The 21,721-nt window shown below is 66.5% G+C and carries 19 protein-coding genes and 1 pseudogene; 13 read left to right on the plus strand and 7 right to left on the minus strand.

The features are described 5' to 3' along the window. Nucleotides 1-2: 2 nt before the first annotated feature. On the plus strand, nt 3-794 hold the full coding sequence (locus BM175_RS14205) for an SDR family NAD(P)-dependent oxidoreductase (protein WP_090964120.1): 792 nt from the start codon (nt 3-5) through the stop codon (nt 792-794). A gap of 4 nt (nt 795-798) precedes the next feature. Here BM175_RS14205 and BM175_RS14210 read toward each other — a convergent pair whose 3' ends face one another. Next, entirely contained in the window at nt 799-1,713 is a 915-nt protein-coding gene (locus tag BM175_RS14210) for a D-alanyl-D-alanine carboxypeptidase family protein (protein WP_244546011.1), read from the minus strand. A gap of 172 nt (nt 1,714-1,885) precedes the next feature. Between BM175_RS14210 and BM175_RS14215 the strand changes: the two genes are divergently transcribed. After that, the gene (locus tag BM175_RS14215) at nt 1,886-2,734 is read left to right on the plus strand and encodes an oxidoreductase (protein ID WP_090964122.1); all 849 of its coding nucleotides are present in this window, start codon (nt 1,886-1,888) and stop codon (nt 2,732-2,734) included. Nucleotides 2,735-2,984: 250 nt separating this feature from the next. On the opposite strand, the pseudogene BM175_RS23090 reads toward BM175_RS14215, so the two are convergent. Beyond that, nucleotides 2,985-3,326: pseudogene (locus BM175_RS23090) on the minus strand (cell wall hydrolase); the annotation flags it as partial. 228 nt (nt 3,327-3,554) lie between these two features. After that, the gene (locus BM175_RS14225) at nt 3,555-4,532 is read right to left on the minus strand and encodes a malate dehydrogenase (protein ID WP_090964125.1); all 978 of its coding nucleotides are present in this window, start codon (nt 4,530-4,532) and stop codon (nt 3,555-3,557) included. Between the two features lie 506 nt (nt 4,533-5,038). Between BM175_RS14225 and BM175_RS14230 the strand changes: the two genes are divergently transcribed. The 4 genes from BM175_RS14230 (at nt 5,039) to BM175_RS14245 (ending at nt 9,327) form a co-directional block, all read left to right on the plus strand. Next, on the plus strand, nt 5,039-6,079 hold the full coding sequence (locus tag BM175_RS14230) for a substrate-binding domain-containing protein (protein ID WP_090964199.1): 1,041 nt from the start codon (nt 5,039-5,041) through the stop codon (nt 6,077-6,079). Between the two features lie 114 nt (nt 6,080-6,193). Continuing rightward, complete coding sequence (locus BM175_RS14235) at nt 6,194-7,243, plus strand: ABC transporter permease (protein WP_090964127.1); 1,050 nt, start codon at nt 6,194-6,196, stop codon at nt 7,241-7,243. Nucleotides 7,244-7,286: 43 nt separating this feature from the next. Next, the gene (locus BM175_RS14240) at nt 7,287-8,291 is read left to right on the plus strand and encodes a beta/alpha barrel domain-containing protein (RefSeq protein ID WP_210185795.1); all 1,005 of its coding nucleotides are present in this window, start codon (nt 7,287-7,289) and stop codon (nt 8,289-8,291) included. A gap of 4 nt (nt 8,292-8,295) precedes the next feature. Continuing rightward, nucleotides 8,296-9,327, plus strand: coding sequence for a carbohydrate kinase family protein (locus tag BM175_RS14245; RefSeq protein ID WP_090964128.1), 1,032 nt, complete (start codon nt 8,296-8,298; stop codon nt 9,325-9,327). 17 nt (nt 9,328-9,344) lie between these two features. Here the strand turns inward: BM175_RS14245 and BM175_RS14250 are convergent, their stop codons facing one another. The 3 genes from BM175_RS14250 to BM175_RS14260 form a co-directional block, all read right to left on the minus strand. Further along, nucleotides 9,345-11,099, minus strand: coding sequence for an ABC transporter ATP-binding protein (locus BM175_RS14250; protein WP_090964201.1), 1,755 nt, complete (start codon nt 11,097-11,099; stop codon nt 9,345-9,347). 124 nt (nt 11,100-11,223) lie between these two features. Next, nucleotides 11,224-11,670: an RbsD/FucU family protein gene (locus BM175_RS14255; protein WP_090964130.1), complete on the minus strand. Its 447-nt coding sequence runs from the start codon at nt 11,668-11,670 to the stop codon at nt 11,224-11,226. Nucleotides 11,671-11,679: 9 nt separating this feature from the next. Then, entirely contained in the window at nt 11,680-12,705 is a 1,026-nt protein-coding gene (locus BM175_RS14260; RefSeq protein WP_090964132.1) for a hydroxyacid dehydrogenase, read from the minus strand. 169 nt (nt 12,706-12,874) lie between these two features. On the opposite strand from BM175_RS14260, the gene BM175_RS14265 reads away from it, so the two are divergent. From BM175_RS14265 to BM175_RS14290, 6 genes are all read left to right on the plus strand, one after another. Beyond that, a complete protein-coding gene (locus BM175_RS14265) occupies nt 12,875-13,915 on the plus strand; it encodes an Ldh family oxidoreductase (protein WP_090964203.1) in 1,041 nt (346 codons plus the stop codon). A gap of 90 nt (nt 13,916-14,005) precedes the next feature. After that, nucleotides 14,006-14,794 carry a FadR/GntR family transcriptional regulator gene (locus BM175_RS14270; protein WP_090964134.1) on the plus strand — a complete coding sequence of 263 codons (789 nt, stop codon included), beginning with the start codon at nt 14,006-14,008 and terminating at the stop codon, nt 14,792-14,794. A 47-nt stretch (nt 14,795-14,841) separates the two neighbouring features. Beyond that, nucleotides 14,842-15,765, plus strand: a complete 924-nt coding sequence (locus BM175_RS14275) for a sialic acid TRAP transporter substrate-binding protein SiaP (protein WP_244546015.1) — start codon at nt 14,842-14,844, stop codon at nt 15,763-15,765. 104 nt (nt 15,766-15,869) lie between these two features. After that, complete coding sequence (locus tag BM175_RS14280) at nt 15,870-16,442, plus strand: TRAP transporter small permease (protein ID WP_090964137.1); 573 nt, start codon at nt 15,870-15,872, stop codon at nt 16,440-16,442. A 3-nt stretch (nt 16,443-16,445) separates the two neighbouring features. Then, nucleotides 16,446-17,852 (plus strand): TRAP transporter large permease, encoded by a 1,407-nt coding sequence (locus BM175_RS14285; RefSeq protein ID WP_090964138.1) that lies wholly within the window; start codon nt 16,446-16,448, stop codon nt 17,850-17,852. Further along, nucleotides 17,849-18,883 (plus strand): L-idonate 5-dehydrogenase, encoded by a 1,035-nt coding sequence (locus BM175_RS14290; RefSeq protein WP_090964139.1) that lies wholly within the window; start codon nt 17,849-17,851, stop codon nt 18,881-18,883. Before BM175_RS14285 ends, BM175_RS14290 begins: the two co-directional genes overlap by 4 nt. Nucleotides 18,884-18,886: 3 nt before the next feature. Here the strand turns inward: BM175_RS14290 and BM175_RS14295 are convergent, their stop codons facing one another. Continuing rightward, nucleotides 18,887-20,023 carry a siderophore-interacting protein gene (locus tag BM175_RS14295; RefSeq protein ID WP_090964141.1) on the minus strand — a complete coding sequence of 379 codons (1,137 nt, stop codon included), beginning with the start codon at nt 20,021-20,023 and terminating at the stop codon, nt 18,887-18,889. Nucleotides 20,024-20,210: 187 nt separating this feature from the next. Here BM175_RS14295 and BM175_RS14300 point away from each other — a divergent pair, with 187 nt between their 5' ends. Beyond that, complete coding sequence (locus tag BM175_RS14300; RefSeq protein ID WP_090964143.1) at nt 20,211-21,716, plus strand: ABC transporter substrate-binding protein; 1,506 nt, start codon at nt 20,211-20,213, stop codon at nt 21,714-21,716. Nucleotides 21,717-21,721 lie beyond the last annotated feature (5 nt).

A 21,721-nucleotide genomic window follows, 5' to 3' on the forward strand; every position in this document is an offset into this window, starting at 1 on the left:
GAATGGACATGGGTCTGAAGGGCAAGGTCGCGGTCATCACCGGCGGCTCGGTCGGCATCGGGCTGGCGGTGGCGGATGGGTTGGCGGCGGAAGGCGCCAACGTCATCCTGGCCGCGCGTGGGCGCGAACGGGCCGAGGCGGAAGCGGAACGCATCGCCGGTGCGCACGGCGTGAAGGCCATCGGCGTCGAAGCCGACGTGTCGACCACCGATGGGGTCGATGCCGTCATCCGGGCCGCCGAGGAGCGCTTCGGCGGGACCGACATCCTGATCAACAACGCCGGCACCGGCTCCAACGAGACGGTGATGGACGCGCCCGACGACAAGTGGCAGGCCTACTGGGACCTCCACGTCATGGCCGCGGTGCGCCTCGCGCGCGGCGTCATCCCGCAGATGCGCCGGCGCGGCGGCGGGGTGATCCTGCACAACGCCTCGATCTGCGCGGTGCAGCCGCTCTGGTACGAGCCGATCTACAACGTCACGAAGTCGGCGCTGATGATGTTCTCGAAATGCCTGGCGACGGAAGTCGTCGGCGACAACATCCGCGTCAACTGCATCAACCCCGGCCTGATCCTGACGCCCGACTGGAAGAAGACGGCGCGCCAGCTGACCGAGAATTCCGGGGGCGACTGGGAGGGATACCTTCAGGGCGTCGCCGACGAGCACGCGCCGATCAAGCGCTTCGGCACGCCGGAGGAGCTCGCCAACTTCTTCGTCTTCCTGTGCTCCGACAAGGCGACCTATTCGATCGGATCGACCTACTTCGTCGACGGCGGCATGCAGAAGGGTCTCTGAGCCGTCAGCTCGCGGGGCCGAGATAGGTGTCGATCAGCGCCTCGACGCTGGCATCCCGCTCGCGCCCCGTCCGTCCGCCGAGGACCACGACGATGACGCCGCGCCCGTTGCGCCGGGCGCTGGCGACTAGGTTGAAACCGGACGCGTTGACGAAGCCGGTCTTCATTCCGTCGACGCCGGCCACCCGGCCGAGCAGCTTGTTGGTCGCCGTGTAGTGGCGCCCGCCATAGTCGAAGCCTTCGGTCTTGTAGAGCGAGGCATATTGCGGAAAACGCTTGCGGATCTCGTATCCGAGGCGGGCCATGTCGCGGGCGGTCGAGATCTGCGCCTCGTCCGGCAGGCCGCTCGGATTGGCGAAGTTGGTGCGCGTCATCCCGAGCGAACGCGCCTTGCGGGTCATGGCAAGGGCGAAGGCGTCGTCGGTGCCGCCGAGGGCTTCGGCGACGACCGATGCCACGTCGTTGGCGGACTTCACAGCCAACCCGAACATCGCGTCGCGCACCCGGATCGTGTCGCCCGGCCGCAGCCCAAGCTTCGAGGGCGCGCGAGCCGCCGCATAGGCGGTGACCGGCATGGCGTCGTCGAGCCCGATGCGCTTGGCCTCGATCGCCTCGAACAGCATGTAGAGGGTCATCAGCTTGGTCAGCGACGCGGGATGGCGGAGGCCATCCGGGTCGTCGGCCTGAAGGACCCGTCCCGTATCCATGTCGACCACGATCGAGGCCGGCGTCCGCTCGGCGACGGCCTCCGCGCCGACCATGAGGGTTGGAGCCTTGGTGGGCGGAATGAGACCGGCGCGCACGTCGCTGCGCGACAGGTCCATCGACTGGCACGACGCCAGCGCGACGGACAGGACGAGGGCGGATGCGATGCGCAGGCGGCGGACGAAGGCCGGGCGGCCGGAACGGTTCGACGACAAGGGCGGAAATCCGGCTGAATCCAATCTTTCGATATCGAGTAGCACGGCAAACGTTTCAGTAAGCTTGCCGTAGCAGCCGGATGACCCGATGCCGCTGGCCGTCGCGCACGGTGGTCCCAGATACCGGCATCGAACGAACGGTTTTCATTTTTCGCGATCGAAAGACCCGCCCATGTCCTCCATCGAGTCCCCCGTGTGGTTCATCACCGGCTGCTCCACCGGCTTCGGCCATGAACTCGCCAAGCTGGTGATCGCGCGCGGCTGGCGCCTCGTCGCCACCGCGCGCGACAAGGCGCGCCTCCAAAGCCTGACCGATCTCGCCGAGGACCGTGTCCTGGCCCTGTCGCTCGACGTGACCGATCGCGTGGCGATCGATGCCGCCGTGAAAGCGACGGAAGAGCGGTTCGGGCGGATCGACGTCCTCGTCAACAATGCGGGCTACGGCTACCAGGCCTCGATCGAGGAAGGCGACGACGCCGAGATCCGCGAGCAGTTCGACGCCAACGTGTTCGGCCTCTTCGCGATGACGCGCGCGGTCCTCCCGATCATGCGCCGTCAGCGGTCCGGCCGGATCCTCAACCTCACCTCGCAGGCCGGGTTCATCGGTTTCCCCGGTTCGGGCTACTATGCCGCGACGAAGCACGCGGTCGAGGGCTTCTCCGATGCGCTGGCGGCCGAAGGTGCGCCGATCGGCATTCAGGTGACGTGCGTCGCACCCGGTCCGTTCCGCACCGACTGGGCCGGTCGCTCGCTGCGCCAGACCCCGAACGAGATCGCCGAATATGCCGACACGGCCGGCGCCCGCCTGAAGTCCACCTCCGAGATCAGCGGCAAGCAGGCCGGCGATCCCGTGCGCGCGGGCGAAGCCATGATCCGCATCACGGAGATGGACAAGGCGCCGCGGCACCTCGTTCTCGGCAAGATCGCCTATGACGGCGTGACGGCGAAGCTGAAGCAGCGGCTTGCCGAAATCGAAGGGCTAAAGGACCTCAGCCTGTCCGCCGACTTTCCGGACGCCTGAGGGCGGCTCACCCGCCGTTCTGGCGGATCAGATCCTCGATGCTCATCGTGTCGAGAGCAGGCGGCGACGCCGGGGCCGGCTGCGCCATCTGCCGCGCGATGCGGCTTTCGCGAACCGGCGCGCGCATCACGGCGGGCGCCGGTGCCTGCGCCGCGGCGAGGGTCCGCTCGGGCGGCGTGAACGGCAGACGGCCTTCCTTCTCGGCCGCGATCCGCTCGGCCACCATCGACTGCGTCGACGTCGCGTTCTTGCGCTTCTCGTAGAAGGAGTTGCCGCCCTGGATCGTGACGTAGTGCATGTTCGAGTAGGGGTAGGAGTAACCGGCCGTGTGGAAAAACATCGCCTTCTGCACCTCGGCATGCCGAGCCCCGCGCAGGACCTGACGCGCGGTCCTCGTCGCAAGGTCCCGGCCCTTGCCCATCGGCTTCGACAGGACACCGGGCGCGAACTGGTTCTTCTGCCCGACGACGCCGCAGACCGACTTCGGGTACTTGCCGGACTCGAGCCGGTTCATCACCACCGTTCCGACCGCCAGCATCCCGGCTTCGGACGAGCGATTGGATTCGAAGTACATGGCGCGCGCGAGGCACTCTTCGGCGCTCATCCGCGGCTCCATCCGCGCGCAGCCGCCGGCCACGCCGAGCGCGCCAAGGGCGAGGATGAGGGAAAGGCTTCGGCTCCGAGACATCCTGCGGCCCGCTTGCAACGTCGGTCGAATTTCGCGCGGGAAGCTTAAGAAGGCGTTAGACCTTTCGGATGCGAAAGGGCCGCCCGGCCGGGTGGCGGGGCGGCCCTTCGAGACCCTGAACGAGGCGAGAGACTAGAGGAGCGCCGAAACGGCTTCGCGCTCTTCCGACAGCTCGGCCACCGTGCGATCGATCATCTGGCGCTGGAAGTCGCCGATCTCGAGCCCGGTGACGCGCTTGTAGGAGCCGCCCTCGCAGATGACCGGCACACCGGCCATCAGCCCTTCGGGGATGCCGTAGGAACCGTCCGACGACACTCCCATCGACACCCAGTCGCCGTCCGAGCCCTGGATCCAGTCGCGCATGTGGTCGATCGCAGCGTTCGCAGCCGAGGCGGCCGACGACGCGCCGCGCGCCTCGATGATCGCCGTGCCGCGCTTGGCGACGGTCGGGATCAGCGTCTCCTTGTACCAGGTCTCGTCGCCGATCACCTCGGAGAGCTTGCGGCCGTCCGCCGTGGCGTTGGTCCAGTCGGCGAACATGGTCGGCGAGTGGTTGCCCCACACGACGAACTTCTTGATCGCGTCGACCGAGACGCCGGCCTTCTGCGCGAACTGCGTGAGGGCGCGGTTGTGGTCGAGCCGGAGCATCGCGGTGATGTTCTCGGTCGGGAAGTCCTTGGCGTTGGCGGCCAGGATCATGGCGTTGGTGTTGGCCGGATTGCCGACGACGATCACCTTGGCGTCGCGCTTGGCGCCCTCGTTGAGAGCCTGGCCCTGCGTGCGGAAGATCTCGGCGTTGGCATTAAGGAGGTCGCGGCGCTCCATGCCCTGCGTGCGCGGGCGGGACCCGACGAAGAACCCGGCGTCGATGTCGCGGAAGGCCGCCTTCGGATCGTCGGTGATGACGACGTCCTGCAGGAGCGGGAACGCGCAGTCCTCGAGTTCCATCACGACGCCCTTCACGGCCTTTTGGGCCTGCGGCAGGTCGAGAAGCTGAAGCGCGACGGGGGTGTCCTTGCCGTAGACGTCGCCGTTGGCGATGCGGAACAGGAGCGAGTAGCAGATCTGGCCGGCCGCGCCGGTGACGGCGATGCGTTTGGGCTGCTTCATGGAATAACCTTTCCTACCTTGCGGTCGAGGCGAGCATGCGGCCCTGCCCTAGCGCGATCCGGTCCGGCAATCCACGGCGAAATTGCGCGCGACGATCCGAACTTCGGCTTCGGCCGGTCTGTGGAGGGGCTCGATCATCGGGCTTCTGGGAATGCTGACGCCGGTCGGAAGATTTTGCGCAGTTCGATAACGGACCAACCCCGGATTGGATCGGTTCGTATGACTGCCATATCGATTTAGGTCCATCATCTTCCAATTCTGCGCAAAAAGTTCTGACGACGCGCATCGGACGATTGTGTTTTCGATCGATCGCGCTTTTACTCCGTTCGAACGCGGCGCCTCTGGGGAGAGAGACGCCGAAACCGTCCGGTGCGAACCGGCGGGGAAGAGAAACGAGGCATCGATCGGCCCGATCGCCGCCTCGAGGGATCGCCGGGGGCGAATCGCCCGGCCAGCGAAACGGCGTCGGCCAGGAGGGCCCGCCGAACATCAACGGGAGGAACATGATGTCGCGCAGCACCGTCCACCGCATCGCCGGCCTCGTCGCCAGCACCGCCATCGCAGCCTGCCTCATGGCGTCCGCGCCCGCCCGCGCCCAGGACGACATCCTGATCGGCCTCGTCACCAAGACCGAAGCCAACCCCTTCTTCGCCAAGATGCGCCAGGGCGCCAGCGAGAAGGCCGCCGAGCTCGGCGTCAAGTTCCAGAGCTTCGCGGGCAAGTTCGACGGTGATCACGACAGCCAGGTCACGGCCGTCGAGAACCTCATCTCGGCCGGTGCCAGCGGCATCCTCATCGTCGCCAGCGACTCTAAGGCCATCGTACCGGTCCTCGAGCAGGCCCGTCAGGCCGGCATCCTCGTGATCGCCCTCGACACGCCGCTCGACCCCGCCAACTCGGCGGACCAGACCTTCGCCACCGACAACGTGAAGGCCGGCGAGCTGATCGGCCAGTGGGCCGCCAAGACGGTGTCCGATCCGAAGACCGCGAAGGTCGGCTTCCTCGACGCCATCGAGACGCAGCCGACCGTCGACGTCGCGCGCGACCAGGGCTTCATGAAGGGCTTCGGCATCGATCCGAAGGACATGAGCCGCTACCTCGACGAGGACGACGCGCGCATCGTCGGCCACCAGTGGGGCGCGGGTTCCGAGGAAGGCGGGCGCACGGGCGCCGAACTCCTCCTCCAGAAGGACCCCGACCTCAACGTCTTCTACACGATCAACGAGCCGACGGCGGCCGGTGCCTACGAGGCGATCAAGGCGGCCGGCAAGGAAGGTTCCGTCGTCGTGACGTCGGTCGACGGCGGCTGCCCGGGCGTCCAGAACGTCAAGGCGGGCGTCATCGGCGCGACCTCGATGCAGTATCCGCTGCTGATGGCCTCCAAGGGCGTCGAGGCCATCGTCAACTTCAAGAAGACGGGCGAGAAGCCGGCGGTGACGCCGGGCCTCGACTTCTTCAACACCGGCGTCGATCTCGTCACCGACAAGCCGGTGGACGGCGTCCCGTCGATCACCTCCGAGGAAGCCCTCAAGAAGTGCTGGGGCTGATCGCCGCCCGCTGAGACCAAGCGCGCGCCGCTCGCGGCGCCGCCATCCGCGGTCGGTGCGAAAACCCCTTTCGCACCGACCGCATCGACAGGCGCACAGAGAGGGTCGGAAATCATGTCCAGCGTCGAACCGACCGCGAACAACGCGGACGCCGTGGCCCATTTCGCCGAGGGTCGGCGCTCGCCGCTGCGGCGGCTGCAGCACCTCCTCCACCAGTATCCGACTATCGTGCCCTTCGTGGTGCTGGTGGTCGGTCTCCTGATCTTCAGCGCGATCGTCGGCCCGCGCTTCTTCCAGCCGTTCAACCTGTCGCTGATCATGCAGCAGGTCACGATCATCGCCGTGATCGGCATCGCGCAGACGCTGGTGATCCTCACCGCAGGCATCGACCTGTCGGTCGGCGCGATCATGATCCTTGCGACCGTCGTCATGGGCCGGCTGGCGGTGATGATGGGCGTGCCGGCGGAACTCGCGTTCTGCATCGGCCTCGGCGTCGGGTTCGCCTGCGGCTTCCTGAACGGCCTCCTGATCACCTACGTCAAGCTGCCGCCTTTCATCGTCACGCTCGGCACCTGGAGCATCTTCGGCGCCGTCTTCCTCTGGTACAGCGGCTCGCAGACGATCCGCGCGCAGGAGGTGGCCGCCGAAGCGCCGTTCCTTCAGCTCACCGCGACCGCCATCCAGGGCGGCGGGGCCCGGCTGACATTCGGCACGGTGTTCACGCTCTTCGTCGCCGCGGTGGCCTGGTACATTCTCAACCGCACCGCCTTCGGCCGCCACGTCTACGCGACCGGCGACGACCCGGAAGCCGCGCGTCTCTCGGGCATCGACACGCGCCGCGTTCTCCTCGCCGTCTACTCGCTGTCCGGCGTCATCTGCGCCCTCGGGGCCTGGGTGCTCATCGGGCGCGTCGGCGCCATCAGCCCGACCTCGGGCGGACAGGCGAACCTCGATTCCATCACCGCCGTGGTGATCGGCGGCACCTCGCTCTTCGGCGGGCGCGGCTCGATCGTCGGCACGCTCATCGGCGCGCTGATCGTCGGCGTCTTCCGCAACGGCCTCGCCCTCTCCGGTCTCGACGCCCTCTGGCAGGAGTTCGCGGTCGGCATCCTCATCATCGTCGCCGTCGGCCTGGATCAGTGGATCCGCAAGGTCTCGGCCTGACCGCCCCTCGCCCGCTCATTTGCATTCCTCGGAGCCCATCCCCATGACCACCGCCAAGACCATGGACCTCAAGCTCGCCCGCATCCGGCGCGGCGAATACACGCCGAAGGACTTCATCATCGCCGACGCCAAGGACGGCGACATGGCGCTCGGCGTCGGCGTCTCCGGCCCGGAGCACGATGCCGACGGCAAGCCGACGGGCAAGATGCGCCCGCTCAAGGTCTATCGCGACGCGATGGAAGAGATGGTGAAGTCGGGCCTCGTCGACATCATGCTGACCTCGCTCTCCTCGGCCGAGCATCTGGCATCCCGCGGGGTCTATGCCGATACGGACGTCACGTCCGCCGTACGCCTCAACGACGGCAGCGACATCTGGCATTGGCGCGGCGCCAACTACAAGCATCTTCCGACCGTGCCCTTCCGCACGGCGCGCCTCGACCGCGTGAAGCCGGTCTCCGACCTCGGCCTCTATGCCGTGACCTTCTTCAACGACCTCGATCAGGACCTGCGCACGATCGAAGCCTATTCGAAGTTCCGCGACGAGGCGTCGGCGGCCGGTGTGCGGCACTTCCTCGAAGTGTTCAACCCACAGTTCGAGGTGAAGGCGCCGGGCTCGGATTTCTACACCTACAACAACGACTTCATCGCCAAGATCCTCGCCGGCGTCTCGAAGCACGACCGGCCGGAGTTCCTCAAGGTCGTCTACAACGGCCCGAAGGCGACGGAGGAGCTCGCTTCGTTCGATCCCGGCAACCTCATCGTCGGCATTCTCGGCGGCGCCTCGTCCACCAACCGCGATACGCTGGAGATGGTGAAGCAGGCCGAGAAGTACGGCGCGCGGGTCGCCCTGTTCGGCCGCAAGATCTTCTTCGCCGAGGACTCCAAGGCCATCGTGCGCGCCATGCGCTCGGTGATCGAGGACGACGTCTCGTCGGAAGAGGCGACGAAGGCCTACCACGACCACTTGCAGAAGAACGGCATCCGGCCGAAGAAGTCGCTCGAAGAGGATCTCGAGATCACCGATCCGTCGCTGAAGATGGGAGCCTGACCCCATGTCCGCAGGGCAGCGGCGCGGCTTCCTGACCGGGGGAACCTGGTGCGCCGACCACAACAAGCTTCTCGACCGCTGGCCGGTCGAGGAAACCGTGACGCGCATCCTCGAGGAGAGCGTCGAGGGCGGCGGCTCGGCCTGCAACTTCGGCATCGACATCCGCCGGCTCGACCCGTCGATGCCGGTGGCGACCATCGGCTGCGTCGGCGACGACGAGGACGGCCGCATCCTCCTGCGCTACGCCGACGACAACGGCATCGATCGCCAAGGCATGCGGGTGATCGCGGGCGGGCGCACCAACTACACCGACGCCTACAGCGCGCGCGACACCGGCAAGCGCACGCATATCTTTCACCAGGGCACGAGCGCCCTCCTCTCGCCCGACCACTTCGACTTCGCAGGTACGACGGCGCGGATCTTCCATCTCGGGCTGCCGGGCATCCACGACGTGATGGACAATGCCTGGAAGGGCGAGGTGAACGGCTGGGTGGCGACGCTGAAGGCGGCGCGCGCGGCGGGTCTCGAGACCAACTTCGAACTCCTGCAGATCGCGCCGGAGCGCCTGCGCGAACTCGCCGAGCCGTGCCTGCCCCATCTCGATACGCTCGTCATCAACGACTACGAGATCGGCGCGATCACCGGCACGCAGACGACGCGCGACGGCGAGACCGACATTGCGGCCTGCGAGGCGGCGGGGCGCCAGATCATGGAGCGCAGCGCGGTCAAGGTGCTGGCCATCCACTTCCCGCGGGCGGCCATCGCCTTCACGCGGGACGGAGCGGTCTACCGCCACCCGTCCGTCAACGTGCCGCAATCGGAGGTGCGCGGTGCCAACGGCGCGGGCGACGCGTTCGCCGCAGGCTTCATGTACGGCTACCACGAGGCCCGACCGGTGCCGGACTGCCTCAAGCTGGCCCATGCCAGCGCCGCCGCCTCGCTCCGCAGCGTTGGAACGACGGGCAGCGTCGAGACGGCCGAGCGGTGTCTCGCTCTCGCTGAAGGCTGGGGCTGGCGCGCGATGCCGAACACCTGAGAGCCATGCCCCGGCGGCTACTCGGCCGCCGGGCGCTCTCCAAGTCCTACGCCGCCGTGCAGTCGCTCCTGCGCATCGTTCAGGCGGCGATAGGCACCGCCAAGGGCCATGAGTTCGGCGTGGCTGCCGAGTTCCGCGATCCGTCCGTCGATGACCACGGCGATGCGGTCGGCATGGCGGATGGTCGACAGGCGATGGGCGATGACGAGCGTCGTCCGCCCTTCGGCGAGTTCGGCGAGCGAGGCCTGGATCGCCCGCTCGGTTTCCGTGTCGAGCGCCGAGGTCGCCTCGTCGAGGATGAGGATTTCCGGGTTCTTCAGGAACATGCGCGCGATCGACAGGCGCTGCTTCTGTCCGCCCGACAACTTGACGCCGCGCTCGCCGACGACCGTGTCCAGCCCGTCCGGCAGAGCCGCGATGGTCTCGGTGAGGTGCGCGCGCTCGACGGCGTCGGCGATCTCCGCCTCGCCGGCGTCGAGACGCCCATAGGCGACGTTCTCGCGCACCGTCCCGCCGAACAGGAAGACATCCTGCTGCACGATGCCGATATGACGGCGCAGCGAGGCGAGCGTCAGGGAGCGAATGTCCTGACCGTCGACGAGGATCGCGCCGGCGCTGACGTCGTAAAAGCGCGGGACCAGCGAGCAGATCGTGGTCTTGCCGGCGCCGGACGGACCGACGAAGGCGACCGTCTCGCCGGCTCGGATTTCGAGGTCGATTCCCTTCAGGACAGGACGGGAGTCCTTGTACGCGAAACGGACGTCCCGAAATGCGATCGCTCCAGTGACACCCGTCAGCGTGCGCGCACCCGGCGCATCGGCGATCTCGGGCTTTGTGTCGAGGAAGTCGGTATAGCGGCGGAAGCCCGCGATGCCCTTCGGATAGGTCTCCAGAACGGCCGCGATCTTCTCGACCGGGCGGAAGAAGACGCCGACGAGGAGCAGGAAGCCGACGAAGCCGCCGTAGCTCAGCTCGCCCTTCATGACGTACCAGGTACCGGCCAGCATCACGATGACCTGCGTCAGGCGCATGGTCAGGTAGTTCAGCGACTGGCTGATCGCCATGATCCGGTAGGCGTCGAGCTTTCGGGCGCGATAGCCCACGTTGTTGCGGGCAAAGAGCGCGCGCTCGTGCTCCTCGTTGGCGAAGCTCTTCACGACGCGGATGCCGCCGACATTCTCTTCGATACGTGCGTTGAAGTCGCCGATCGAGCCGTAGATCGCCTGCCAGGTCGCCGTCATGCGGCTGCCGTAGCGCGTCGTGAGCCAGGAGCCGACCGGCACCACGACGGCCGTAATCAACGCCAGTTCGACATGCACGGCGAGCATCAGGAAGAAGGCGCCGATGAAGGTCATCACGGCGATGAAAAGGTCTTCCGGCCCATGATGGGCCACCTCGCCGATCTCTTCGAGATCCTTGGTCAGGCGGGCCACGAGATGGCCGGTCTTCTGGTTGTCGAAAAAGCCGAACGACAGCGTCTGAAGATGCTCGAACGCTTTGCGCCGCATCTCGGTCTCGATGTTGATGCCGAGCATGTGGCCCCAGTAGGTGACCACCGCCATCAGACCGGTGTTGAGGACGTAGATCGCCAGCAGTCCAGCCGAGGCGAGGACGATCAGCCCCCAGTTGCCGCTGGGGAGAAGGTCGTCGACGAAAACTTTCACCGCGATGGGAAAGCCGAGTTCGAGAAGACCGGCCAGCACGGCGCAGGAGAAGTCGAGCAGGAAAAGCCCGCGCCAGGGGGCGTAGTAGGAAAAGAAACGCGCGAGCATGGCATCCTCATGAGCCGGGCGCACCATGGTTGGCCGACGCCCGGTCTCCTTATTGCGGACCCGAAGGCCCCTCGCGCTTGCTGTAGGAAACCTGACTCTCGGCGTCAAATTTCCGCGGATGGCATCAGTCGAAGATGACGCCCTTCTTGAAGATGAAGCAGCCGTGCGGCCTCGCCTCGCTGGTCCGCACCACGGCGTAGGCGCTCTTGGCCGCTTCGTAAAAGGCGAAGCGCTCGACGCGCTCGATGGTGATCGCCTTCCCCTCGGCCGCGTTGACGACCTTTTGCATCTCGCTGTGCACCTCAGGCACGGCGTCGGGATCGCCGACCACCGCCATCAGGCGCACCGGCGCGTCGACATAGGAGTCGAGCGGGAGCAGCGACAGGATCGCGCGTGCAGCTTCCGTCGTGCCGATGCCGGACAGCTGGACGCATGTGCCTGTCACCGTCTCGGCAGCGGTCGATTCGGCCGGATAGTTACGATCGACCAGGACGAGATCGTCGCCGTGTCCCATCTCGGCAAGGATGGTGAGGAGTTCGGCCGTGATGATGGACGGAATGTTCTTCAGCATGGAAGCACCTCAACTTTTCGATACGGGTTTGGAGCGCATGCGGCGGACGGTTTCGCGCTCGGCGCGGCGGGCGCGCACCGGGGGCAGGCCTGCGTCCATCAATTCGAGATCATCGAGAAGGATATCGCCCATCCGCTTGAAGACCCGATCGAGCGCGCCGGCGCGATGGGCGGACAGGATCATGTTCGGCGTACTCCGGACCGGATCGTCCGCCGCCGGCGGCTCCTCGGGGAACACGTCGGTCGCGACCTTAATATGTCCGCTCGCGGCCGCCTCGCGCATCGCGTCGAAATCGACGATCCCGGCGCGGCTGAGGAGGACGAACGCTGCACCCGGCTTCATCGAGGCGAAGGCCCTGGCGTCGAAGAGGTGCTGGTTGTCGGCGGTGACCGAAGCCGTCACGAACACCGTGTCGGACTTGGCGAGAATATCATCGAGCGCGGTCGCCTTGGCGCCGTGATCGGTAATCGTGGAAGCGGGCAGCCAGGGATCATAGACGCGCACCTTCGCCCGGAAGCCGGCGAGCAGCCGGTTGAGGCAGCGGCCGAGATCGCCGAAACCGACGATGCCGATGCGCGAGCCGGTCAGGAGCTGGGCCGAACCGTTGCCGTCGAGGCCCCACACCTCCTCGCCGCGACGGAAATCCGCGTCGGCTTTTGCGATCTGCCGGTGCAGCGAGAGCGCCATGCCGAGGCCCATCTCGGCCACCGGCTCGGCGAACACCGAGCTGGTGATCAGGACGTGGATGCCACGCTCGAAGCAGGTGGCATAAGGCATGTTGTCGGTGAAGTTGCCCTCGACGTTGACGATGGCCCGAAGGTTCGTCATCGCCGCCAGCAAAGCATCCGAAATGTCGGGCTGACCGACGAGGTATCGCGCGCGTGCCAGAACGTCGGTGGGCAACGCGTCGATCTCCCCGCTTGTCGTCTCGACGAGTTCGTAGCGCTCGCGGAACTCCGACAGCGCGTCCAGCGTGAAGATCATGTCGAGATCGCGCGGATGCGGCGCGACGATCACCAGGGGCCGTTCGCTCATTCGTCCTCCCGGAGGCCCGGCAACGGCGCGGCCTCTTCGTGCTTCCGATAGCGGCGAACGCACATGATCTCAAACGTCTTCTCCGCTCGTCCCCATGATCGCAGCGTTTGCGCTGCGCCGGGCGATCGCGCTACGCGGGAATCTTCGGCACCATCGGGAGGATACGGACATGACGAGCGCCATTCTGGTCGACGCAACCCAACTCGAGGCCAGCGTGAGGGCGGCACTCCGAAACGCCGGCGCATCGGACGAATCAGTCGACGCCACGACCCGCGCGCTGATGCACGCCTCGCGCGTCGGTGTGGACAGCCACGGCGTCCGCCTGGTCCCGCATTACTGCAAGGTGATGGCGGGCGGCCGGGTCAACCCGCGCCCCAACGTGACGGTCAAGCGCACGGCGGCGGCAACCGGAACGGTGGACGGCGACAACGGACCCGGACATCTCACCAGCTACCGCGCCGCCGCCTTCGCGGTCGAACTCGCGCGTGAAGGCGGGATCGGCGCCGTGGGGGCGGTCCGTTCCTCACATCTCGGCGCTGCGGGTGCCTATGCAGTGGCGATCGCGGACGCCGGGATGATCGGATTCGCGACCACCAACACGGACTCGGTGGTCGGTCTGTTCGACGGAACGAAGGCCTTCCACGGCACGAACCCCCTCGCCTTCGCAGCGCCCGTCGCCGGCGAGAAGCCGTGGCTCCTCGACATGGCGACCTCGTCGATCCCCATGAACCGAGTGCTCCTCTATCGGTCGCTGGCGCAGACCCTGCCCGAGGGCGTCGCGGCCGACACATCCGGACACGCGACGCGCGATCCGCACGCGGCCGAGATGCTCCTGCCCCTCGGTGGAGAGGGATATGGCTTCAAGGGCGCCGCGCTGGCAGGAGTCGCAACGCTCTTCACCGGCATTCTCAACGGCACGACGCTGGACCACGAGTTCATTCCGATGGTCGGCGACGTCGATGTCTCGACGCCGCGCAACATGGGCCATTTCTTCCTCGCGATCGACCCGGAGCGCTTTGCCGGCGCCGCGCTCTTCGCCGACGGAATGCGCCGCTATCTCGATGCCCTGCGGTCCGTCCCGCCGGTCGAAGGCGGCAGAGTCATGGCGCCGGGCGATCGCGAATGGGACGTCGAGACACGTCGCGCGGCGGAAGGCATTCCGGTCGATCCAGATACGGCGCGTTTCCTCGGCTTGAGCGATCCGGCCTAACGCGACTTGACGCGACAAGCGCTCACGGCCACACTCTGGCAAATTGGTCAGATCAATTGGCCAGCGCGAGGCTTGGGAGGGCATCGCATCATGCCCCTCGAGACCATCGAACCGCGCCGGCTCTACCGTCAGGTCGCGGATCAATTGCGAAACCTGATCGAGTCCGGCGAGTACCGGGTCGGCGATCGCCTTCCGACCGAGCGCGAGTTGGCCGAACGTCTCGGCATCTCGCGCCCGACGGTGCGCGAGGCACTGATCGCGCTCGAGGTCGAAGGGCGCATCCGGATCCGTGTCGGCTCGGGTATCTACGTCACGGCGCCGCCAGTGACCGAGCCGGTTGCGGCCGAGATCGAGGGGCCGTTCGAGCTCCTGCGAGCGCGCGAACTGATCGAGAGCGCGCTGATTCGCGAGGCCGCAGCCAAGGCGACGGCCGCGGATGTCGACGCCCTCGACGCGATCCTCGGCCGCATGGAGAACGGCAACCACCCGTCGCCCGAGACGATCGCCGTGGACCGCGAATTTCACGTAGCCGTTGCCGGTATCCTGGGCAACGCGGTCATCACGCGCTTCATCGGTGAACTCTTCGACCAGCGGATGACGCCGTACTTCGCCCGGCTGTCAGAGTATTTCGAGACCGGACAGACGTGGCGGGTCGCCTATGCCGAGCATCGCACCGTTCGCGATGCGATCGCAGGCGGCGATCCTGCGGCGGCCGAGGCCGCGATGCGACAGCACCTTCGCCAGTCGCAGATCCGTTTCCAGCACAGTTTCGGCGAGGACGCCGGTATCGGGAAGGCCGGCGGGAGGACGCCGGCCACGCCTGCAACGCGGCGCGCGACGAAAGCCGGCGCCGGGTCCAACGGGAGGAACGACGCATGAAGACGAAGACACCCTGGGCGCTCGCCGCCCTCGCCGTGGCTACGCTGATGTCGGGCACGGCGCTCGCGCAGACCAAGCTGACATGGGGGCACGTCTATGAGGTGACCGAGCCCTTCCACACCGAGTCCGTCTGGGCGGCCGAGGAGATCAAGAAGCGGACCGACGGTCGCTACGAGATCAATGTCTTCCCCGCCTCGCAGCTCGGCAAGGAGGCCGATCTCAACCAGGGCCTGACGCTCGGCACGGTCGATATCATCATCTCGGGGTCGAGCTTCGCCTCGCGCGAGTTCACGCCGATCGGGGTGACCTACTACCCCTACATCTTCCGCAATCCCGAGCATCTTCTCGCCTACACGAAGAGCGACATCTTCCGCGAACTGGCCAAGGGCTACGAGGAAGAGTCCGGCCACCACATCACCGCCGTGACCTACTACGGCACGCGCCACACCACGGCGAACAAGGACATCAAGTCCTGCGCCGATCTTGCGGGCCTCAAGATGCGCGTGCCGGACGTGCCGGCCTATCTCGCGATGCCGCGCGCCTGCGGCGCCAACACCGCGCCGATCGCCTTCGCCGAAGTCTATCTCGCGCTCCAGAACGGCACGGTCGAGGCGCAGGAGAACCCGCTGACCGCCATTGAGGCGAAGAAGTTCTACGAGGTTCAGAAGACGATCGCGCTGACCGGCCACATCGTCGACCATCTCAATACGGTCGTCTCGCAGAGCCGCTGGGCTTCGCTGTCCGACGAGGACAAGAAGATCTTCACCGACGTGATGCTCGAGGCCGCCGAGCGCGCCACCAAGATCGTTCAGCAGCGCGAGGCGAACCTCGTTCAGACCTTCAAGGACAAGGGGCTGAACGTGGTGGAGGTCGACAAGGCCGACTTCGAGAAGAACGTGAAGGAGAAGTCGCCGCTGGAAAGCTACGGCTACCGGCAGGCCGACTACGACGCGATCCGCGCCGTTCAATAAACCGCATCGATCCGCCGCGCCACCCGACCGGAGCGCGGCGGACCATCTCCTTTCCCGAAGAGCCGAACGTCAGGCCGGGCCCGAGCGCTCGCCGAGGAACCGTCATGGCCACCGAGCATCATACCCAGACCACCCCCGAAGAGATCGCGCACGCCTTTGAGGATGAAGGCCCGAGCGCCGATCTCAGCCCCTATGCCTTCGAAGACTGGGTGACGCTGCTGGTCTTCTGGGGCATGGCGGTCTGCGTCTTCCTGCAGTTCTTCACGCGCTACGTCCTGAACAACTCTCTCGCCTGGACCGAGGAGATCGCGATCAATTGCCTGATCGTGGTGGTGTTCCTGGGTGCCGTCGCCTGCGTGCGCATGTCGCGCCACATCCAGGTGGACGTCCTCTACCACTACATTCCCGCGGCGCTGGCGCGCGGGCTGTCGACCTTCGTTGACGTCCTGCGCATCGCGTTCTTCGCCTACGCGTCTTACCTCTTGTGGCGCTACGTCAACATCGTCTCGCGGGAGCGGATGGTCACGATCGACCTGCCGCGCTCCATCATCTTCTGGACCGTGTTCGCCGCCTTCGTGCTCATGCTCCTGAGGGCAATCCAGGTCGCCTGGGGCAACTGGCGGCGGGGCTATTCCGTGCTTGAGCGCCCCGGCGCATTCGACGGCTTGGGGGAGTAGGCCATGCTGGTCCTGATCGGTGCCTTTCTCATCCTTATGGTCGTCGGCGTGCCAGTGGCCGTATCCATGTTCGTCGCCTCGGGCCTCTATCTGGCGATCTACGGCGTCGCGCCTGACATCATCATCGCCCAACGCATGATGGCGGGCGTCGAGAGCTTTCCGCTGCTGGCGGTCCCCTTCTTCATCCTCGCCGGCAACCTGATGAACATCGCCGGGGTCACCGGCCGCATCTATGCCTTCGCTGTGGCTCTCGTCGGCTGGATGAAAGGCGGCCTCGCGCAGGTCAACATCATCGGCTCGGTGATCTTCTCGGGCATGTCGGGCACCGCACTCGCGGACGCGGCCGGCATCGGCACGATCGAGATCAAGGCGATGAAGGACCACGGCTATCCCGTTGAGGCCGCCGTCGGCGTCACTGCGGCCTCGGCGACCCTGGGGCCCATCTTCCCGCCGTCCCTGCCCTTCGTGATCTACGGCATGATGGCGAATGTCTCGATCGGCGCGCTGTTCATGGCCGGCATCATCCCGGGCGTCGTGATGACCGTCCTGATGATGATCACGGTCGCGATCTTCGCCTATCGCAAGGGCTGGGGGTCGGACACGCCGTTCGAGATGCGACGGCTGCTGTCCGCTTCGTTCGAAATCCTGGTCGTCGCGAGCTTCCCGATCTCCGTCTACGTCCTCGTGCATCTCGGCCTGTCACTGAACCTTTCGGTTCTCATCGCGCTCGCCGCCCTGGTGGCGCTCGACTGGTACTACGACTTCTCCGCCGTCATGGCGCTGATGACCCCGGTCATCCTGATCGGCGGCATGACGATGGGCTGGTTCACGCCGACGGAGGCGGCCGTTGCGGCCGTGATCTGGTCGCTGTTCCTCGGCCTCGTGCGCTACCGCACGATGACCTTCCGAACATTGGCCAAGGCAAGCTTCGACACGATCGAGACGACGGCCTCGGTGCTCTTCATCGTGACGGCGGCGTCCGTCTTCGCGTGGCTTCTGACGGTCAGCCAGGCGGCGCAGTTGATGTCGGACGCGATCCTCGCCATCACCGACAATCCGCTCGTCTTTCTGATCCTGGTCAACATCCTGCTTCTGGTGATCGGCTGCTTCCTCGACACGATCGCGGCCATCACCATCGTCGTGCCGATCCTCCTGCCGATCGCGCTCCGCCTTGGGATCGACCCTGTGCATTTCGGGCTGATCCTGACGCTGAACCTGATGATCGGGCTGCTTCACCCGCCGCTTGGGATGGTGCTCTTCGTCCTGTCGCGGGTGGCGAAGCTCTCGGTCGAGCGGACGACGATGGCGATCCTGCCCTGGCTCGTGCCATTGTTCCTTGCCCTGCTGGTCATCACCTTCTTCCCCATAGTAACGCTCTGGCTTCCGACTCAGATGGGACTGATCCAATGACGACCGCGCGCGCAGCGACCATCTTCAGCGCAGAGGACCTTCGGGTCGTGGACCGCGACCTCGGAGACCTCGCCTCCGGCCTCGTGCGCATCCGTTTCGGTGCCGGCGGCATCTGCGGCTCGGACATGCACTACTTCCGCCACGGCAAGACGGGCGACTACGTCGTGCGCGAGCCGCTGGTGCTCGGCCACGAGATTTCCGGAATCGTCGAGGCCGTTGGCTCCGAGGTGACCGGTCTCCAGCCGGGCACGCGCGTCGCGGTGAACCCGTTCCGCCCCTGCGGCCATTGCCCGCGCTGTCGCGAGGGACGGGCGAACCTGTGCGAAAACGTCTTCTTCATGGGCTCCGCCTCGAAGAACCCGCACATGCAGGGCGGCTTCTCCAGCTATTTCGACACGACGCCCGGCCAGTGCGTGCCGGTGCCCGACCACGTCGCGATCGAGGCCGCCGCGTTGGCCGAACCGCTTGCGGTCTGTCTCCATGCGGTAAAGCGTGCGGGTGATTTGACGGGTAAGTCGGTCGCGATCGTCGGCGCGGGACCCATCGGCCTCTTCACGCTCCTGTCGGCACGCCTGAAGGGCGCGGGCCGGCTCACCGTCGTCGACATGGCGGCCGCCCCCCTCGCCTTCGCGACCAAGCTCGGCGCCGACGAGGTGATTGATCTGTCGAAGGATGCCGAGGGCTTCTCGAAGATCACGCCGCCCGACGTTGTGTTCGAGGTGTCCGGCACGCCGGCGGGCCTGTCTTCGGCGATCCAGAACGTGCGGCGCGGCGGAACGGTGGTCCAGGTCGGCAATCTCGCCGCCGGACCGCTGCCGATCCCGGCGAACTCGGTCATGTCGAAGGAACTCGACCTTCTCGGCTCGTTCCGTTTCGACGTGGAGTTTGCCGAAGCGGTCGGCTTGATCTCAGAGGGCAAGGTCGACGTCCTGTCGATCGTCACCGCGCGGCGGCCGCTGACCGATGCGCCGGATGCCTTCCGACTGGCGCTCGATCGAAGCCAGAGCGTCAAGGTCGTCCTGACGGCCTGAGCCTCAACCCTCTTCGTCGCCGGCCGGCTCGTCGTCCTGCCGGCGACCCCGTCGCCAATAGGCCACCACGAGGTGCTGGTTCTTCTTCAGGCCAAGATCCTTGCGGCAGAACCGGCGGATCGCCTTGAAGGCCTCGAACTCGCATCCCGCCCAAACGAACGGTGCGGAAGCGACAGTATCGGCTGCGGCGCGCGCCGCATCCTGCAGAAGCGTCGTCGTCCCCGCCGGGGCGCCATTCCGGTGCAGCCAGCGCAGCTGCACGCCGGGAGGATGAAGGAGCGGCTGCTCTTCCGCAGGTCCATCAACCTCGATGATGGCATGGCCAATCGCGGTTCGGGGGAGTTCCTCGAGCGTGCGGGCGATGGCGGGCAGCGCCGTCTCGTCGCCCAGGAGGAGCAGCCGCTCCAGCGACCGGACCTCCCCGCCGCCCGGACCGAGCATCCCGACGGGATCGCCGGGCTGCGCTTCGCGGGCCCATCGGCAGCCGACACCCGGCGGATCATGCAGGACGACATCGACATCGAGATGCCCCGCCGCCGGATCGATGCTGCGGATCGTGTAGACGCGGGTGACGAGTTCATCCTCGCCCTGCGGCCAAACCGGCAGCGCTGCGGGACCCGCATGGGGCCAAACCGGCACACGACCCTTGGGCGGAAAGAGCAGACGGATGTGGAGGCCCCCGGTCGCAAAGCGCGAGAGGTCCTGCCCGGACAGTCGGACGCGGCGCATGTGGGGTGTGATCTGCCGGGCAGAGACCACACGGAGGGCTCGGAAGTGGGCGAGTTCGCGTGTATCCGCTCCATCGCCGGACCAAACCAGCGGCGGACAAGCGTCGCCGAGGATATGCTGGATGTAATAGGCGACGACGCCCTTGGCGACGCCGTGCTGCCCAGCCTCGCGCCCCTCGACGGTCACCGACAGGGTTTCACCGGTGAACCGCAGCCGCGTGTCGCAGTCGTAGATCGTGAGCGTCGTTTCACCCTCGGGATCGACCGAGCCCGCCATGTCCTCGTCGAGATGCTCGAGTAGGTGGCGCAGGAAGCCTTCGCGATCCGCAACCGGGGCCGACAGGCGCGAAACCAGCGGACGCACGTGTCCCCGTGACGTGTCCGACGAAGCGCTCGTCTCGATATGGTCCATGCCGGCTCCTCTACTATGCCCCGGCCTACGATTTGTGGATGATCGCAGTCAAGTTTATTCCCTTCCGGACCAAGGGATGTTTCTTCGCGTCGCACACTCGACTTTCGCGAGGGGTTGTGGTGCCTAAAGCCGCCCCGAAGAGTGGGCGAACCGCGCCGTTTGCGTTGCAAAAGGGAGATCCACCGTCATGCCGATGCTCTCGTCCCGTCTCCTGAGACTGGCTGCCGGCGCGATCGTCTTCTTGGGCGTCGGATCGCAGGCCATGGCGGAGCCGCGGGATACGATCCGCCTCGGCATGAGCATCGAGCCCGCCGGCCTCGATCCGACGATCGCCGCCCCCGCCGCGATCGGCCAGGTCGTTTGGCAGAACGTCTTCGAGGGACTGACCCGCATCGACGCCGACGGCAAGGTGCTACCCCAGTTGGCGAAGGACTGGACGATCTCGGACGACAGCCGCACGATCACCTTTCGCCTTCAACCGGATGTGACCTTTCACAACGGTGCGTCCTTCGACTCGGGCACCGCGAAGTTCACGCTCGACCGGGCGCGCGGCGACACCTCAACGAACCCCCAAAAGCAGTTCTTCCAGGTCATCGAGAGCATCGAGACGCCCGATCCCGGCACGCTGGTGCTGCACCTCAAGGAGCCGTCCGCCAACCTTCTATACTGGCTGGCATGGCCGGCTTCGGTGATGGTAGAACCGGGCTCGGCCGAGACGAACCGGTCGCAGCCGGTCGGAACCGGGCCCTTCCGCTTCGCCGAATGGCGACCGGGTGACCGGGTACGGCTGGAGCGCGCGGACCGGTACTGGGACGAGGCGAACCGACCCGCGCTCGCGAGCGCCGAATTCCGCTTCATCGCCGATCCGCAGGCACAGGCGACCGCGATCCGCTCGGGCGACGTGGACGCCATCCCCGAGTTCGTCGCCACGGAACTTTACAAGAGCTTCGAGGGCGACGAGCGCCTTGCCAGCGTCGTCGGCAACACCGAACTCAAAGTCGTCGCCGGCATGAACGCGCGGCGAAAGCCGTTCGATGATCCGCGGGTGCGCCGTGCGCTGATGATGGCGGTCGATCGCGCCGGACTGGTCGAGGCGGCGATGAACGGATTCGGCCAGCCGATCGGCAGCCATTACACCCCAAACGATCCGGGATACCGCGACCTGACCGGCGTCGCTCCCTATGATCCGGAAGCCGCCAAGGCGCTTCTGGCGGAGGCCGGCTACCCCGATGGTTTCAAGACCTCGATCCGCGTGCCGCAGATGTCCTACGCGACGCGTTCGTCCGAGGTCCTGCAGGCCCTTCTGGCCGAGATCGGCGTGACGATGGAGATCGTCCCGACCGAGTTTCCCGCCGTCTGGGTCGATCAGGTGCTGAAGGGCCATGACTTCGACATGACGATCGTCGCCCATGCCGAGCCACTGGACATCGGCATCTACGCCCGCCCGAACTATTATTTCGGCTACGCGAACGAGGCGTTCACCCGTGAGAACCACGAAGCCGAGCGGGCGACGGACGAGACCGCGCGCCTCGAACACTACGGCCGCGCGCAGGAGATCCTGGCGCAGGATCTGCCGGCTCTCTACCTCTTCGTGATGCCCAAGCTCGGGCTTTGGGACAAGCGGTTGACCGGCCTGTGGGTCAACGAGCCGATCCCCTCGAACGATCTGACCGACGTCCGCTGGACGCAATGAGCTGA

Origin of the sequence: Aureimonas phyllosphaerae, from assembly GCF_900113065.1 — a bacterium.
In the GTDB taxonomy this organism is placed as follows: Bacteria; Pseudomonadota; Alphaproteobacteria; order Rhizobiales; family Rhizobiaceae; genus Aureimonas; species Aureimonas phyllosphaerae.